A 16768-nucleotide genomic window follows, 5' to 3' on the forward strand; every position below is an offset into this window, starting at 1 on the left:
CGCCGCGTCGCTTCACCCCGCGTTCCTCAGCGTCAGCCTCGCTTCGAGGCCGCCGCCGTCGGGCCGGTTGTTCAGCGTGAGCGTGCCGCCCATCGCAAGCGCCAGTTGCCGCGCGATTGCGAGGCCGAGCCCCGTGCCGCCCGTATCGCGATTGCGCGACGTCTCCACGCGCCGGAACGGCTCGAACACCGCGTCGAGCTGATCGTCCGGAATGCCGGGACCGCGGTCGAGCACCGCGATCACCGCGCCGCCGTCCGGCGCCGCCTGCACGTCGATCTCGGCCGCGCCCGCGAACTTCAGCGCGTTGTCCACGAGGTTGCCGACGATGCGGCGCAGCGCCTTCGGCCGCGTGACGAGCGCGAGCGGCGCATGGCTGTGCAGCGCGACGTCCTGCCCCGCATCCGTGTAGTCGTACACGATGCTGTCGAGCAGCGCATCGAGATCGATGCGGCGCGCGGCCTCCTCGGTGCCGTGCAGCGTCCGCGCGTACGCGACGCCCTCCTTCACCAGATGCTCCATTTCGAGCAGGTCCTGGCGCAGCTTCGCGCCCTGCGTGTCGTCGTCCATCACGTCGACGCGCAGCCGCATTCGCGTGATCGGCGTCTGCAGATCGTGCGAGATCGACGCGAGGATCTGCATGCGCTCGGCCATGTACTGCGCGATGCGGTCCTGCATCGCGTTGAAGGCCCGCGCGGCGCGCGCGACTTCAGACGGCCCGTCTTCGTTCAGCCGCTCGCCCTTCAGGTCGGGGCCGAGCGCGTCGGCGGCCTGCGCGAGCTGCTTGAGCGGCCGCGTCGCGAGCCGCACCGCGAGCCAGCAGCACGCGGCCAGCACCGCGAGCTGCACCACGAGCACGGCCGGCAGCCAGCCCGACAGCGGCACCGTCGACATCGGATGAATGTCGATCGTCAGCGGCGACCCGTCGGTCAGCCGCAGATGCACCTGCAGATGTTCGCGGTCGCCGGGAATCGAGTTCGCGGTCAGCGGGTAGTCGCCGCCGATGCCGTCCGAGATCGAGCGCTCGACGCGCGCCGACAGCCGCGCTTCCGGCGGCGTGCCGGTTTGGCCGGGCCCGAGGATGAACGCATAGCTGCGCCGCGCGAGACGCGGCAGCCACGCGGCCCGCTCGGCCGGCGGCAGATGGTCGAGCAGCGCAACCGAGCTCGCGACCTCGCGCTCGATGTAGCCCATCATCAGGTTCGTGGTCGCCTGGTCGCGCTCGGTCATGGTGAGCCAGAACGACAGCGTCTGCGCGAGCGCGAGCCCCACGAACAGGATCAGCGCGAGCCGCGCGAACAGCGAACGCGGCCAGTGCCACGGCGTGCGCGCGCTCATGGCGTACCGTCGATGGCGGTCACGGCCGACGAGAACACATAGCCCTCGTTGCGCAGTGTCTTGATGTAGCGCGGTTCGCGCGCGCCGTCGCGCAGGCGCTGGCGCAGCCGGCTCACGAGCAGGTCGATCGAGCGGTCGAACGGGTCGGACTGCCGCCCTTGCGTCAGGTTGAGCAATTGATCGCGCGTCAGCACGCGCTGCGGGTTGTCGAGGAACACGCGCAGCAGCCGGTATTCGGCGCCGCTCAGCGCGACCAGCGTGCCTTCGGCGTCGAGCAGGTGGCGCCCGGTCGTGTCGAGCTGCCATTCGCCGAACGCGAGTATCGCGGCCGTTTCCGTCACCTGCATGCCGGGCGGCAGCATGCGCGCGCGGCGCAGCACCGAACGGATCCGCGCGAGCAGCTCGCGCACCGCGAACGGCTTGGCCAGGTAGTCGTCGGCGCCCATCTCGAGGCCGATGATGCGGTCGGTTTCCTCGCCTCGGGCGGTCAGCATCAGCACCGGCACCGTGCGGAACTTGCCCGCGCGCAGATCGCGGCACAGCGTCAGGCCGTCCTCGCCGGGCAGCATCAGGTCGAGCACGATCAGGTCGGGCGCGCCGTCGTCGAGCACGTGGCGCATCTCGCGGCCGTTCGCGGCCAGCGACACGCGCATGCCGTTCTTCTCCAGGTAGTCCGCGATCAGTTCGCGGATCGCGCGATCGTCGTCGACGATCAGCACGTGGTCGATCTTGTCCATGAGTCGGTGTCGGTATCGGGGTTCGGGCGGGCGATGTCCGCCTTTATACCGCACGGCGGGCACGCGTTTGTATCGCAATGTATCGCGTCGCGGCGACGACACACAACATTGCACACGCGCGGCCGGCCGGACACATCGCAGATACGTCGGCGCCGCCTAATGGGGCCTGTCGAAACCCGCCCGGACGCCGACATCGCGCCGCGGCCCCCAAAGATCAGGAGAACGCCATGCTGCCCCGACTCAAGACCGCCGCCCTCGTCATCGCCCTCGCCGCCACGGCCGGGCTCGCCGCGTTCGCCGGCACCCGGGACGACGCGGGCATGCAGACGTCGCTGGCGGGCATGGCGGCGCCCGGTTTCACCGGCATCGAGCGCTGGCACAACAGCGCGCCGCTGACGCTCGAGCAGTTGCGCGGCAAGGTCGTGCTCGTCGATTTCTGGACGTACTCGTGCATCAACTGCATTCATACGATCCCGTACGTGAACGACTGGTATCGAAAGTATCGCGACCAGGGGCTCGTCGTGGTCGGCGTGCATACGCCGGAATATCCGTTCGAGCGCGACGCGAAGAACGTCGCCGATGCGATCAAGCGCTTCGACATCCGGTATCCGGTCGCGCAGGACAACCGCTACGACACGTGGCGCGCGTACGGCAACCAGTACTGGCCCGCGCTGTACCTGATCGATGCGAACGGCAAGATCGTCTATACGCGTTATGGCGAAGGCGGGTACGACAAGACGGAGGCCGCGATTCGGGAAGCGCTCGCGCAGGCAAAGGCAGGGATGAAGGACTCGACGCGCACGCAGTGATCAGCGCGGCGCGCGGGCCCGCGGCTCGCCCGCGCGCCGCGGTCCTCGTGTGCTCAAGTGCGCTTCGCGTCCGCCTCCGCCAGCATCGCCTCCCCGATCGCGAGATGGCCGTCCGCGACCAGCGCTTCGCCGGCGCCGCGGATATCGGCTTCGGCCTTGTTCTGCCCGAGCTTGCGCTTGCCGACGAGCCGCGTGATCTCGATCCGCAGCCCGACGATCGATTGCAGCATCGTGTCGATATAGTCCTTCGGCGCATCGCCCATCTTCCACGGCACGGGTTGCGACGCCTCGTGCGTGCGCGTCAGCCGCGCGACCACGCCACGCACAAATTGCTCGTCGTCGCACACCGTGATGCGGCCGTGCGCATGCACGACCCGGTAGTTCCATGTCGGTACCTCCCGGTGCGTCACCTGCTTGCTCGGATACCAGTTCGGCGAGATGTACGCGTCGCCGGCGCGGAAGATCACGAGCACCTGGTCGCCGTTCGCGACGTCCTGGCAGACCGGATTCGCGCGCGCGACGTGCGCGTGCAGTTCGCCGAGCCCGCCGTCGCCGGGCATCAGCTCGAACGGAATGTGGTTCGCGTCGAGCCCGCGCTCGCCGTGCGTGATCAGGCTGCCGAACGGATGCTGCGCGATCAGCTCGCGCAGCGCGTCGGGGTTGGGTTCGTTGAAATCGGCGGGGACGTACATGTCGGCTCCACGGTCGTGCGGGGTGGGGAAATGGCGCGGGCGCAGGCCCGCCATGCGCCGATTGTGGCCTCAAACTGGTTTATGCTGTAGAGCCGGTTTGAAACAATTTCAGCAGACCAGAATCATGGCAAGAACGGCCCGGATCGTCGAAATCCCGTCGCTCGGCGCGCTCGACCGCGCGGCCGGCGACCTGAGCCGTCAGCTCGCGCAGGCGCTGCGCGACGCGGTGCGCCGCGGCGACGTCCGGCCCGGCGACACGCTGCCCTCCACGCGGCTGCTGGCGGCGTCGCTGCAGGTGGCGCGCGGCACCGTCGTCGACGCCTATGCCCAGCTCATCGCCGAAGGCTTTCTCGAATCGCGCGGCGGAGCGGGCACGCGGGTCGCGCACGCGCTCGCGGAACCGCCGCCCGGCAACGGCCCGGAATCGCCGGCGCCAGGCCCGGACCCGATGCGCGACGGCCTGCCCGAACCGGCCGCCACCTTCGCGCGGCTCGCCCGCGAATTCAATCCGCTGCCGGCCATGCCGTTCGCGATCTCGGTGCCGCTCGGCCTCACCGCGCCCGACGACATCTGGCGCCGGCTCGGCAATCGCCTGCGCGCCCGCGGCGCCGGCGCGCCGTCCGGCTATGCCGATCCGCAAGGCGCGCTGCCGCTACGCGAGGCGATCGCCGATTACGTGCGCCGCTCGCGCTCGGTGCGCTGCGACGCCGGCCAGGTCGTGATCACGAGCGGCACGCAGCAGGGGCTGCATCTCGCGAGCCAGGTGCTGCTCGGCGAACACGACCGCGCGTGGGTCGAGAATCCGGCCTACCGCGGCATCACCGCGCTGCTCGAAAGCACCGGGCGGCGCGATGCGATGGTGCGCGTGCCGGTCGACGCCGACGGCCTCGACGTCGACGCCGGCATTCGTCTCGCGGCCGATGCGCGCGCCGCGTTCGTCACGCCGTCGCACCAGTACCCGCTCGGCATGCCGCTGAGCATGGCGCGCCGCAATGCGCTGCTCGCGTGGGCCCGCACGCACCGCGCATGGGTCGTCGAGGACGACTACGACAGCGAGTTGCGCTACGAAGGCTATCCGTTCCCGTCGCTGCAGGGCCTCGCGCCCGATCGCGTGATCTATCTCGGCACCTTCAGCAAGATCCTGTTTCCGTCGCTGCGGCTCGGCTACGTGATCGCGCCCGACGCTCTCGTGCCCGCGTTCTGCGGCGCGCGCGTGCTGATGGATCGTCATGCGCCGACCGCCGATCAGCACGTGCTCGCCGCGTTCATCGCCGAAGGCCATCTCGACCGCCACATCCGCCGCGTGCGCGGCGTCTATGCGGAACAGCGCGCGCTGCTGATCGACACGCTCGGCGCGCGGCTGCCGCGCGAACGCGCATGGGTGCAACCGGGCGACCAGGGGATGCACGTCGTGCTGTGGCTCGCGCAAGGCATCGACGATCTCGACGTGGTCGCGCGCGCCGCCCAGGCCGGTGTCGCCGTGCGTGCGGTGTCGCCGATGTTCGCGCCCGGCACGGCGCGCCCGGGGCTCGTGCTCGGCTTCGGCGGGTTCGGCCGTGCGCAGATCGAAGCGGCCGCGCAGCGGCTCGCGGACGTGGTTTCGTCGGTGGAATCGCGGCCTCGCGCATGGCAAAAGGTTGTCGGCGGGCAACAAACGTAATCGTCTGTAAATCCTGCAAGCAAACGGCCGTTTCGACTGCCGGCGCACAGGTTCCGTTTGCTAGGATCGCGCGTCTTCCCTCCGCGCTCCTGCCGCCGTGAATCGCTTCGTGCCGTTTCTTCGAGACGCGTGGCTCCGTTGCCGCGCCCGTATCGCGCCGCTCGCCGCCGCGTGCCGCACGCGCGTCCGCGCACTGTGCGCCGGCGCGCTGCATCGCCTGCGCCATCCGACGCGTCGCGGCGTGGCGCTGACGCTCGCCGCGATCCCGGTGCTGGGCCTGCTGGTCCTGCTCGCGTTCGTCCCGTTCACGCCGAGCATCGGCGACATCCGCAAGGCGCGCATCGACCGCCCCGCGCGCGTGCTGTCTGCCGACGGCCAGTTGATCGCCGAGTTCCGGCCCGTGAACCGCGAATGGGTGCCGCTCAGGCAGATCTCGCCGCACATGATCGACGCGCTGATCGCGACCGAGGACCATCGCTTCTATGCGCATCACGGCATCGACTGGCGCCGCACGCTCGCGGCCGGGCTGCGTACGTTCTCCGGCGATCGCCAAGGCGGCTCGACGATCACGCAGCAGCTCGCGCGCAATCTGTATCCCGATGAAGTCGGCCGCGCGCCGACGCTCACGCGCAAGGTGAAGGAGCTGATCACAGCGTTCAAGATCGAAGCGGTGTACAGCAAGGACGAGATTCTCGAAACCTACCTGAATACCGTGCCGTTCCTGTACAACGCGTACGGCGTCGAGATGGCCGCGCGCACCTACTTCGGCAAGTCGGCGGACCAGCTCGACATCACGGAAAGCGCGACGCTCGTCGGGATGCTGAAGGGCAACAGCTACTACAACCCGGTGCTGAATCCGGAACGCGCGGTCCAGCGGCGCAACGTCGTGCTCGGCCGGATGGCGCAGACGGGCATGCTGGCGCCGCGACAGCTCACGACACTGCAGCGCCAGCCGCTGCGCGTCGACTTCGAACCGCAGACCGCGCAGCCGGGCCTCGCGCCGCATTTCGCGGTGCAATTGCGCAAGTGGCTGATCGCGTGGGCCGACCGCAACAACTACGATCTCTACTCGGACGGCCTCGTCGTGCGCACGACGCTCGATGCACGCCTGCAGGACATGGCCACGCAGGCGCTCGCACGGCAGACCGAACGGCTGCAGGCGATCGCCGACAGCGCATGGCGCGGGCCGTCCGGCTGCGGGCTGCGCAACGACCTGTTTCGCGGCTTCATCCGGCAGACGCCCGAATATCGTCAGGCCCGCGAAACGGGGCTCGCCGATGTGCCGGCGCTGAAGCAGCTCGGCGCGAATCGCGCATTCATGCGCACGCTGTGCGAGCGCAAGACGCAGGTGCAGGCCGGCTTCGTCGCGATCGATCCGCGCAACGGCGCGATCCGCGCGTGGGTCGGCAGCCCCGATTTCGGCAGCGAGCCGTTCGATCACGTGATACAGGCGCGGCGTCAGCCGGGCTCGACGTTCAAGCCGTTCGTCTATGGCGCCGCGTTCGCTGACGGGATGCGGCCGGGCGATACGTTCGTCGACCGTCCCGTCGCGATCCCGATCGACGCGCACACGGTGTGGCGCCCGACCGATGCGGAACCGCCGACCGGCGAGCCGATGACGCTGCGCGACGGGCTGGCGCTGTCGCGCAACCGCATCACCGCGCAGGTGATGCAGCACGAGGGCGCGGCGAAGGTCGCGCAGCTCGCCCGCGCGATGGGTGTGCGCGACAGCCCGCTCGACGCGGTGCCGTCGCTCGCGCTCGGCACGAGCCCCGTCACGCTGAAGGAGATGGTGTCCGCGTACGGCACGATCGCGAACCGCGGCGTGTACGTCGCGCCGCAGACGATCACACGCATCGAGGATCGCAACGGCAAGGTGCTCGCCACATTCGCCAGTGCGCCGCCGGAGCGCGCATTGCCGGTGGCCGCGGCGCAGACGCTGGTCGACGTGATGCGCGGCGTCGTCGATTACGGCACCGGCGCCGACATCCGCTCGCGCTACGGCATCCGCATCGACGTCGCGGGCAAGACCGGCACGACGCAGGACAACACCGACGGCTGGTTCATCCTGATGCATCCGCAACTGGTGGCCGGCGCATGGGTCGGCTTCGACGACGGCAGCGTGACGCTGCGCAGCGACTACTGGGGCGCGGGCGCGCACAGTGCGCTGCCGATCGTCGGATCGTTCTACGATGCGGCGCTGCGCGCGCGGGCCATCGATCCGAACGTGCAGTTCTCGCCCGACTTCCGGCCGCGTAGCGCGCCGGCGCCGAAGCGGCGCGCGCCGCAGCATTCGGGACTGTTCGACTGGCTGAGGTTGTTTCGCTGAGCGTGATGCGGGCGGGCTTGGTCAGAAAACGCGCTCAGCCCGCCGCGAGCGTCGCAGCCAGCGCGTCGTATTCAGACGCCCATGCCGCACGCCACACCGCCTTCGTCGCGTCATCGACCCACGCGCCGTCGATTCCGTTCAGCATGAATTGCTTCAACTCGGCCACGGTGAAGCCGAAATGGCTGAACATCAGCTCCCACGCTTCCGAAGGGTTGACCTTGTGCAGCGCCGGATCGTCGGTGTTCGGATGGATCTTCAACCCGAGGCCCGGCATCTTGCGCATCGGATGCAACTCGGCCCATTGCTCCGGCGGCAGTGTGCGCAGGTAGTACGAATTCGTCGGCACGACGGTGAATACGATGCCGCGTTCCGCGTAGCGCGCGCACAGTTCGGGGTTGTCGACGATCGTATAGCCGTGATCGACGCGATCGACGTGCAATAGATCGACAGCCGTCTCGACGTTGCGCCACGGCATCCCGAATTCGCCCGCATGCGCGGTCGTGCGAAAGCCGGCCGCGCGCGCGTTGCGGTACGCCTTCCAGAACAGCTCGGGCGGCCGGTCGTTCTCGCGATAATCGATGCCGAGCCCCGCGACTTCGTCCGCGCGATTCGCCTTCATCCACTCGACGATCGCAACCGCTTCGTCGGGGTCCTGCTCGCGATCGATGCTCGGAATCAGGCGCGCGCCGATCCCGAAATCGCCCGCGGCGTCGCGAATCGCCGTCACGATCGCGGCCTGCGCGTCCGCATACGCGATACCCGACACGCGCACCGTTCCCGTCGGATTCCAGAAGAATTCCGCATGCCTGACGTTGTGCGCGGCCGCGTCTTCCAGATACTCGTAGGCAATCCGCCGCAGGTCGTCGGGGCGTGTGAGCAAATACTTGTCGAGCGCGCGCAGCACGTGCAGCACGCCCACCGGCTTCTCGCCGCGCGCGTAGAACGCGTCGATCTCCGCGCGCTCGATCGGCGCGCCGCTGCGTTCGGCCAGCGCGACGAACGTGTCGTGCCGCACCGCGCCGAGCAGATGGCAATGCAGCTCGACCTTCGGCAACGCGTGGAAGAAGGCCCGATGGGCGGGCGTAATCTCGATGCCCGTGCGCGCGGCCGGGACGTTGCCTGGTGTTCCCTTCATGTCAGTCTCTTTTTTGGTAGTGCCGATGCGTCGCGAAGCCGTCTCTCAGTGCGGCTTCACGACGGTCCAGAAGTAATAGCCGAGCGGCAGCGCGAGGACGACGAGCCCCCACGACACGTCGCGCCAGCGGCAGGCCAGCAGCTTGACGAGCACGTAGCACAGCAGCCCGCCGGCAATGCCGGTGCCGAAGCTGTTCGACATCAGCGTGAGCAGCACCATCGACATCACGGGCAGCGCATCGGTGAAGTCGTCGAAATGCGTGTGGCGGATCGTCGCGAACATCGACAGCCCGATCAGGATCAGCGCCGGCGCGGTGGCCTCCTTGGGGATCGCGAGCGCGACCGGCACGAACAGCAGCATCGCGGCGAACAGCACGGCCGCGGCCAGCGACGACAGCCCGCTGCGGCCGCCGGCTTCGACACCCGCTGCCGATTCGATCAGCGCGGTCAGCGCCGGAATGCCGAACACGGGGCCGAGCGTCGCGGCAAGCGAATCGACGACGAACGGCCGGTTGATGTTCGGCAGGTTGCCCTGTTCGTCGAGCAGGTTCGCCTTCGCGCCGACCGCGAGCGCGGTGCCGAGCGTCGAGAAGAATTCCGCCGCGAAGAACGCGAACAGGTACGGCGCGGCGGCCAGGCTCAACGCGCTGCCGATATCGAGCTTGAACGCGATCGGCGCGATGCTGTGCGGCAGCGACATGAACGACGCGGGCAGGTGCGTGACGCCGAGCGGCACGCCGGCCGCGGCCGCGACGAGGATCGCGATCAGGATCGCGCCGGGCACCTTGCGCGCCTGCAGCACGATCGCCACCGCGAGGCCGATCAGCGCGACCAACGCACCCGGCCGCGAGAAGTCGCCGAGCGCGAATGCGTTGGTCTTCGCGTTCGCGACGACCATCCCAGCATTGCGCAGCCCGAGCATCGTGACGAACAGCCCGATCGACGCGCCGAGCCCGAGCTTGATCTGCACCGGAATCAGGCGCACCACGACGCCGCGCGCGCCGAGGATCGTCAGCAGGAAGAACAGCACGCCCGACACGCACGCGATGCCAAGGCCCGTCTGCCAGCCGACGTGCTCGCTCGTCGCGAGCGTCACGCCGATGATCACCGAGCCGCCGATACCAGGACCGACGAGGAACGGCAGGTTCGCGTAAAGCCCCATCAGCGTGGTGAACAGCACGAACACGACGATCGTCGCGGTCGTCGCCGCGCCGCGGTCCATGCCGCCCGTCGCGAGCAGCGACGGGATCACGACGAGCAGGTACGCGGCCGCGAGAAACGACGTGACGCCCGCGATCGTCTCGGTGCGTACGGTCGTGCCCCGCGCGGCGAGCGCGAAGCGCCGCTCGAGCCAGTTGGCCGGCGCGTGCGCCGGCATCGTGTCAGTCGCTGACATGGTGGTTCTCCCGTGATTCCGAATATTGTCCTGTGTCGGGTCGTGCAGCGCGGTCTTATACTGCCGCGTACCGCATCCCGACCGTTATTGCCCGATGTCCGACCGCTCGTCGCTGCTCCCCGCGCTTACGCTGCGGCAGGTCCAGCACTTCGTCGTGCTCGCCCATGCACGCAGCTTCACGCAGGCCGCGCAGGCGCTGTCGCTCACGCAGCCGGCGCTCACCGCGTCGATCCGCCAGATCGAGTTCCTGCTCGGCGGCCGCCTGTTCGCACGCACCGCGCATCGCCTCACGCTCACCACCGCGGGCGAAGCCGTGCTGCCGCTCGCCGAACGCCTGCTCAACCAGGCGCGCGGCACCTTCGACGACATGACGCGGCTCATCGGCGAACGCATCCAGACCGTGCGCATCGCGTTCATTCCGTCGGTCGCGGGCCGCCTGCTGCCCGCGCTCAATGCCCTGCGCGGCACGCACCCGACGCTGCGCTTCACGCTCACCGATTTGCCGAACAGCGCACTCGTCGAAGCGGTGCGCGACGGCGTCGCGGATCTCGGCATCGGCGTGCGCGAACCCGATAGCGACGACGGCACGCTGCGCTACCAGCAGCTGTTCGAGGACGAGATCGTGATCGTCGTACGGCACGACGATCCGCTCGCCCGCGCGAAGAGCGTCACGTGGGCGAAGCTCGTCGATCGCGAACTCGCGGTATTCGTGCGCGGCAGCGTCAGCGAATCGCTGCATCGCACCGGCGGCGCCAGGAAGCTGCGCCTGAACGTCACGTACCGGATGGAATACACCGAGCCGCTCTACGCGCTCGCGCGCAACGGCCTCGCGACCGCCGTGCTGCCAAGCCTCTACACGATGCATCTGCACGATCCCGAACTCGTCGCGCTGCGCGTCGACAAACCGCGCGTCACGCGTGCGATCTCGCTGATCTCGCTCGCCGCCGACGATCGCGGACCGCACGTACGCGCGTGCCGCGAGTGGATTGCGAAGCACATCTGATGCCACGTTCGCCGCGCGTGGCCGCCCGCGTTCAGGGCAGCTTCGCGATGCGCTCGACGAGCGTCGCGTAGAAGCGGTCCGCGTCGACTTCGTTGATCCACGTCGCATTCGGGGCACGGCCGCTGCGCCCGTTCCAGTCGACGATCGTCTCGCCGAGCGTCCATTGCCCGCTCGTCTCGACCACCACGTTCACCTTGCGGCCGCCGAACAGCGTCGGATCGACGAGATAGCCGACGGCCGTCGGGTCGTACATCGGCGCGTCTTCAACACCGCGCCGCTTCTTGTTGTAGGCGAGCTCGGCCTCCATGATGTCCGCGACGATCGCGCCGCAGCGGTTGCCGAGCGCGCGGAACGGCGCGACGCGCGCCGGCGTGATCGGCGCCTTCACCGCGACGTCGCGCGGCAGCACGACGATCGGCACGCCGCTGCCGAACACGACGTCGGCAGCCTGCGGATCGACGTAGACGTTGAACTCCGCGGCCGGCGTGATGTTGCCGCGCTCGAAGAACGCGCCGCCCATCAGTACGATATCGCGCAGTGCGGCGCGAATCCGCGGCGCCTCGACCAGCGCGGTCGCGAGGTTCGTCAGCGGGCCGAGCGCGCACAGCGTCACGCTGTTCGGCGCCGCGCGGCTCAGCGTATCGACGAGGTACGACACTGCGTGACCGGCCGCGAGCGGCGCGCGCGGCTCGTGCAGTTCGACGCCTTCGAGCCCCGTCTTGCCATGCACGTTCGCGGCCGTCACGAGGTCGCGCACGAGCGGGCGCGGGCAGCCCGCGTACACCGGCAGCGTCTTCGTGCGGCCGGCCCAGTCGCGGACGATCCGCGCATTGCGTTCGGTCAGATCGAGCGGCACGTTGCCTGCCACGGCCGTCAGCGCGCGCACGTCGAGCCGGTCCGGCGCGCCGAGCGCGAACAGGATCGCGATGGCGTCGTCCTGCCCCGGATCGGTATCGATGATCACCGTGCGGCGCGCGACGTCGCCGCCGGCCGCGAATGCGCCCGTTTCGGGCAGCAGCGCGGTGCCGGCCAGCGCGGCGGACAGTTTCAGGAAGGTGCGGCGGGATGCGATCGGGTGAGTCATGGTCGGGTGCTCAGAAGACGTGCCGGACGCCGAGCGTCGCCATCATCTGGCGCGTGCCGGTCGAACGCGCATACGCGAAGATCTGCGCATGATCCGCGTCGCCGGCCGCCTGCTGCACGATCACCGTCAGCGCGACGTCGGTGCGTTTCGACAGGAAGTAATCGGCCTGCAGGTTCACCTGATGCCATTTCGGACGCTTGTCGATCACGTCGTACTTGCCGTTCGTGAACGCATACGCGGCGCCGAGAAAGAGCTGCGGCGTCATCGTGTAGACGACGTTCACGCCCAGGTTCTGCAGGTGCAGGTGCGAATTGTCGAGGTAATCGTAGCGCACGTCGGTGAACATCGCCGCGAACTGCGCGCGGCCGATCGTGTAGAAGCCGCCCGTGCCCGCGATCCGCTGCCGGCTTGCGTACGCGGCCGGCGACATCGCGCTCTTGCTGAAGATCAGCAGCGGCGACGCATAGTCGTTCGCGATCGCGCCGTCCTGGTTCGTCGCGCTGTACGGATGGTTGTACTGCGCATAGACCGCGCTCCAGCGCAGCGGGCCGCGCTCATAGCCGAGCCCGAGGCTGTACGCGCTGTTGTTCGCGAAACCGGTGGCATTGCTGAAGCCGTACAGTGCGGTGAACTTCAGCCCGTAGTAGACGGGGCTCACGTACTTCACCGAGTTCTGCACGCGAATGTCGTTGTAGCCGTTGTCGTTGTCGCCGATGTTCACGCCGTTGCTCGCGATGATCACGGGCCCGATGTAGTCGTGGATCGCGTCGTACTGGCGGCCGAACGTCAGCGAACCGTAGGTACGATCGGCGAGCCCGACGTACGCCATGCGCCCGAACTCGCGGCCATTCTGCGCGGCCGTGCCCGTCATCACGTTGAAGCCGTTTTCGAGCTGGAAGACCGCGGACAGCCCCTGCCCCAGATCCTCCTTGCCCTTCAGCCCCCAGCGCGGGTTCTGGTTCGTGCCGGACAGCGCCTGCCACGCGTTCTTGCCGCCCTGATTCGTCGCGAACCCGACACCGGCCGAGATGAGACCGTACAGCGTGATGCTGCTTTGCGCACCGGCATGGGTCGCGAAGGCGCCGAGCATCGCGAGCGGAGCGAGCTTGTAGAGAGTTTTCATGCGGGTCGTGTGGTCGATGAGGGTCCAGGCGCGGCAGGGTTCCGCGAAACTGGGCACGACTATACGAACCCGGATCGGATAATAAAAGTTTGCTTTCCTTATATGTCAATAAAACGGATTTATTCTCATCTTTACGCCTTCCGCGCTCGGCGAACGGGCCGTCAATCCGCCGTGTCCCCGCCCTTCGGCAGCTTCGACCACGCGCCGCGCCCCGGCATCGGCGACCAGGCCGGGCGGGTCTTGCGCGCGCTGTCGATCACGACCAGATAGCGGCCCGCGATCGGCGTGATGTCGCGATCGCGACGCAGCACCCACAGCGACTTGCCGGCCTCGACGCGTGCCTGATAGTCGTCGTCGAGCAGCCCGTGCTGGTCGAGGAACGTATTCAGCGACGCGGGAATCCGCACGCAGCCCTTCGAATGCCGGATGCCGAGCAGCGCTTCGAGCCGGTCGGGGTCGGTCGCATGCATCTGGAAGCGCATCGGCGACACGCCGCCCTTGCCCCAGCCGCGCTCGCCGTCCACCCAGCCGAAATCGTAGATGCGCATGTCGCGGTGGCCGTAGCCGCGGATACCGTTCTCGTTCGTCGTGCCTTCCGCGCGGAAATCCATCGTATCGGGCGAGTGATGGAACACGCCGAGCGGCGTCAGGAAATGGTCGTACTGGCCCGGCAACCCGGTGCCGACCGGTGATGCGCCGATCATCAGCCACGCATTGGCCGGCGTCGCGCGGAAGTAGATGAACAGTGCCTGCACGTTCGGCGCGCGATCGACCATCACGACGTATTCGCCCGCGAGATCGCCAAGGTCCGCATCGGCGAGTGCTTTCTGAAGCCGCTCGCCGTACGCGCGCTGCTCGTTCGCCGGCACGTTCAGGCGTCGCGTGACTTCCTGCGTGAATCGCTTGCGGATGTCGAGCGCGCGCGTCGTCGCGCGTTGGGCTTCCTCGGCCGACAGCGGCGGATGCCGGCGCGGCGGAGTGGGCGCAGGCGGCTCGGCCTCGCTGGCGGATGTGTCGGAGGCGCCCGATGCAGGCGCGGCGGCCGACGACGCGGAAGCGGCCGACGCACCCGATGCCGCGCCCGCGGGTTCCGCGTGATTCACGTGTGACGCGGCGGATGCCGGCGCTGCCGCCGATGATGCACCCGGCGCCGCATGCGCGGACGAAGCCGGATGCGTACCGGAGGGCGCCGAAGCAGGCGGCACAGCGGGTGAGGATGAGGATGAGGATGACGCGGCAGACGGCGCAGCGTCGGACGCGGCAAAGGCAGGCCGCTCGGCGAGCACGGAAACCGACACTGCGGCAGCAAGCCCCACGGATGCGGCGACTGCGCGGTTGAGGCAACGCGGCTTCGCAAAGCGCCGCGTCAAATAGGCAAGAATCATACGTTCGAGGCCATCGGCCGATCCGGCCGCCGCATGCGGCTGGTGCGAGCGGCGCATCTTCCGCGCAAGCCATCGACACGTGCGGCGCATCGCGCGCGCCCGGCGCCGACGCCTCTTCGCGGCGGAGCCGTTCGCTGATGCAACGCGGGCGCTCCGATGGCGGCTAATGAGTCGTCAGGCCCTCCATTTTACTCGTCGATGCGTGAATCGGCAGCGACGAAAACCGCGATTTCCCGTGAAATTGCGCTTCGTCACGCTTTGTTTCAACTCGTTTCCACCTGCGCGTTCGTTGCATGGCAGGCTCGCGCCGTCCGATCGATTCGGTCAACCAATCATTCCGACGCCCCGTCCATCTGAACTCAGAACCTCGACCACATCGCACGCATGCCGCTCGAACCGCGCGACACGCGTGCGCACCTGCCCACTACTTCGAGATGGTTTCGAGCGCGATACCCTTCGTGCGCGGCCCCATCCCTCCGATCGCGGCCATTACGATCACCATCGCGCCCGCGATGAACGCGAACACGCCTAACGTGCCGAACCCGCGCAGCACGGCCGCGATCACGAACGACGAGAAGATCGCCGAGAAGCGGCTCCACGAATAGACGAAACCGACGGCCCGCGCGCGGATCGACGTCGGGAACAGCTCGGCCTGATATGCGTGGAAGCTGTACGACATGATGTTGCTCGCGAGCGTGAGGCCGATGCCGAGCACGATCAGGAACGCGCCCACCGTCGTCTGGCTGAACAGCAGCCCGCACACGACGATCGCCGCCGCCATTGCGACGATCACCGACTTGCGCTCGAAGCGGTCGGCGATCACGAGGCCGATCAGCGGGCCGATCGGCGCCGCGAGCGCGATCACGCTCGAATACATCAGGCTCGACGTGATCGTGATGCCCTGCTTGATCAGCAGCGTCGGCACCCAGTTCGCGAAACCGTAGAAGCCGACCGTCTGGAACACGTTGAAGATCGTCATCATGATCGTGCGGCTGCGATACGGCGGCACCCACATGTCGCGGAAGCTGCCGCGCGGCGGCACGGGTTCGGCCGGCGCGGGCGGCGGCAGCGGCCGACCGTATTCGGCTTCGACCTTCGCCTCGAGCGCGCGCATGATGCGATCGGCTTCGTCGACCCGGCCCTGCTGCGCGAGCCAGCGCGGGCTTTCCGGCAGTTCGCGGCGAATCCACCACACGAACAGCGCGCCGTGCGCGCCGATCAGCACGACCCAGCGCCAGCCGTCGAGGCCGAGCGGCGCGTGCGGCACGAGCAGGTACGCGAGAAACGCGACCACCGGCACCGCGACGAACCCCACCGCCTGCTCGCACGCGAACGCGCGACCGCGGATCTGCTTCGGCACGAGTTCGGAGATGTACGTGCCGATCGTCACCATCTCGACGCCGAGGCCGAGACCGACGACGAAGCGCCAGAAATTCAGCCCGGTCGCGGTGTCCTGGAACGCCATCACGACGTTCGCGGCCGTGTACCACAGCAGCGACCACGTAAAGATCGCGCGGCGGCCGAAGCGGTCGGCGAGGAAGCCGCACGCGATCGTGCCGATGAAGAGGCCGGAGAACAGCGCGGCGATGAAACTCGCGACGCCCGTGGTGCCGAACAAGCCGTGTGTCGTTGCCGAAAGGATGCCGCTTTTCACGAGGCCCGGCGCGACGTAGCCGCTGTACAGCAGGTCGTAGAGTTCGAAGAAGAAGCCGAGGCTCAGCAACACGACGAGCTTCCAGACGCTGCGCGTCGGCGGCAGGCGGTCGAGGCGGGCCGAAATGGAGCCGGGGTCGATGGAGGGGGATGGGGCTTGTGCCTGCGGAAGGCTGTCCGTTGAGGCCATCTTGGGCGCGTCTCCTGATCGTGTCGTGTTGTGTCTTGTCGTCCGGCGGACCGTCGAACCGCCGCCGGGCGAATCGCTGCATTGTACCGGCACGCCCGTTTCGCGCAGGTGCGAGCCGGCAAGCCGGCTGCGATACAGGCACCAAACCGATTCGATGCCCGATTCCGCGCCGGATAATGTGTAAATTGCGTAACCGTGTATCAGAGACGAAACGCGCGTCAGCTCGGCGTTGCCGCGC

At 68.5% G+C, this 16768-nt stretch carries 13 protein-coding genes; 4 read left to right on the forward strand and 9 right to left on the reverse strand.

The window, feature by feature from the left end:
* Nucleotides 1-12 precede the first annotated feature (12 nt).
* A complete protein-coding gene (locus tag KPB06_RS32510) occupies nucleotides 13-1335 on the reverse strand; it encodes an ATP-binding protein (RefSeq protein ID WP_059575505.1) in 1323 nt (440 codons plus the stop codon).
* Nucleotides 1332-2072 carry a response regulator gene (locus tag KPB06_RS32515; RefSeq protein ID WP_059575507.1) on the reverse strand — a complete coding sequence of 247 codons (741 nt, stop codon included), beginning with the start codon at nucleotides 2070-2072 and terminating at the stop codon, nucleotides 1332-1334. Before KPB06_RS32515 ends, KPB06_RS32510 begins: the two co-directional genes overlap by 4 nt.
* A gap of 227 nt (nucleotides 2073-2299) precedes the next feature.
* Here KPB06_RS32515 and KPB06_RS32520 point away from each other — a divergent pair, with 227 nt between their 5' ends.
* On the forward strand, nucleotides 2300-2881 hold the full coding sequence (locus KPB06_RS32520) for a thioredoxin family protein (RefSeq protein ID WP_104012507.1): 582 nt from the start codon (nucleotides 2300-2302) through the stop codon (nucleotides 2879-2881).
* A gap of 53 nt (nucleotides 2882-2934) precedes the next feature.
* On the opposite strand, the gene KPB06_RS32525 is transcribed toward KPB06_RS32520, so the two are convergent.
* The gene (locus tag KPB06_RS32525; RefSeq protein WP_275905235.1) at nucleotides 2935-3573 is read right to left on the reverse strand and encodes an FMN-binding negative transcriptional regulator; all 639 of its coding nucleotides are present in this window, start codon (nucleotides 3571-3573) and stop codon (nucleotides 2935-2937) included.
* A 124-nt stretch (nucleotides 3574-3697) separates the two neighbouring features.
* Between KPB06_RS32525 and pdxR the strand changes: the two genes are divergently transcribed.
* Both pdxR and KPB06_RS32535 read left to right on the forward strand, forming a co-directional pair.
* The gene (gene pdxR, locus KPB06_RS32530) at nucleotides 3698-5233 is read left to right on the forward strand and encodes a MocR-like pyridoxine biosynthesis transcription factor PdxR (protein WP_275905236.1); all 1536 of its coding nucleotides are present in this window, start codon (nucleotides 3698-3700) and stop codon (nucleotides 5231-5233) included.
* Between the two features lie 97 nt (nucleotides 5234-5330).
* On the forward strand, nucleotides 5331-7562 hold the full coding sequence (locus tag KPB06_RS32535; RefSeq protein WP_275905237.1) for a penicillin-binding protein 1A: 2232 nt from the start codon (nucleotides 5331-5333) through the stop codon (nucleotides 7560-7562).
* Between the two features lie 34 nt (nucleotides 7563-7596).
* Here the strand turns inward: KPB06_RS32535 and add are convergent, their stop codons facing one another.
* The gene (gene add / locus KPB06_RS32540) at nucleotides 7597-8697 is read right to left on the reverse strand and encodes an adenosine deaminase (protein ID WP_275905238.1); all 1101 of its coding nucleotides are present in this window, start codon (nucleotides 8695-8697) and stop codon (nucleotides 7597-7599) included.
* 45 nt (nucleotides 8698-8742) lie between these two features.
* A complete protein-coding gene (locus tag KPB06_RS32545) occupies nucleotides 8743-10092 on the reverse strand; it encodes an NCS2 family permease (RefSeq protein WP_275905239.1) in 1350 nt (449 codons plus the stop codon).
* A 94-nt stretch (nucleotides 10093-10186) separates the two neighbouring features.
* On the opposite strand from KPB06_RS32545, the gene KPB06_RS32550 reads away from it, so the two are divergent.
* Nucleotides 10187-11095, forward strand: a complete 909-nt coding sequence (locus KPB06_RS32550; protein WP_059643579.1) for a LysR family transcriptional regulator — start codon at nucleotides 10187-10189, stop codon at nucleotides 11093-11095.
* Nucleotides 11096-11126: 31 nt separating this feature from the next.
* On the opposite strand, the gene KPB06_RS32555 is transcribed toward KPB06_RS32550, so the two are convergent.
* The 4 genes from KPB06_RS32555 to KPB06_RS32570 form a co-directional block, all read right to left on the reverse strand.
* Complete coding sequence (locus KPB06_RS32555; RefSeq protein WP_275905240.1) at nucleotides 11127-12179, reverse strand: nucleoside hydrolase; 1053 nt, start codon at nucleotides 12177-12179, stop codon at nucleotides 11127-11129.
* A 10-nt stretch (nucleotides 12180-12189) separates the two neighbouring features.
* Nucleotides 12190-13302, reverse strand: coding sequence for a porin (locus KPB06_RS32560; protein WP_124863227.1), 1113 nt, complete (start codon nucleotides 13300-13302; stop codon nucleotides 12190-12192).
* A gap of 161 nt (nucleotides 13303-13463) precedes the next feature.
* The gene (locus KPB06_RS32565; RefSeq protein WP_275905241.1) at nucleotides 13464-14777 is read right to left on the reverse strand and encodes a hypothetical protein; all 1314 of its coding nucleotides are present in this window, start codon (nucleotides 14775-14777) and stop codon (nucleotides 13464-13466) included.
* A gap of 334 nt (nucleotides 14778-15111) precedes the next feature.
* On the reverse strand, nucleotides 15112-16530 hold the full coding sequence (locus KPB06_RS32570; protein ID WP_059643568.1) for an MFS transporter: 1419 nt from the start codon (nucleotides 16528-16530) through the stop codon (nucleotides 15112-15114).
* Between the last annotated feature and the right edge of the window lie 238 nt (nucleotides 16531-16768).

Source organism: Burkholderia semiarida, assembly GCF_029268935.1.
Taxonomy (GTDB): domain Bacteria; phylum Pseudomonadota; class Gammaproteobacteria; order Burkholderiales; family Burkholderiaceae; genus Burkholderia; species Burkholderia semiarida.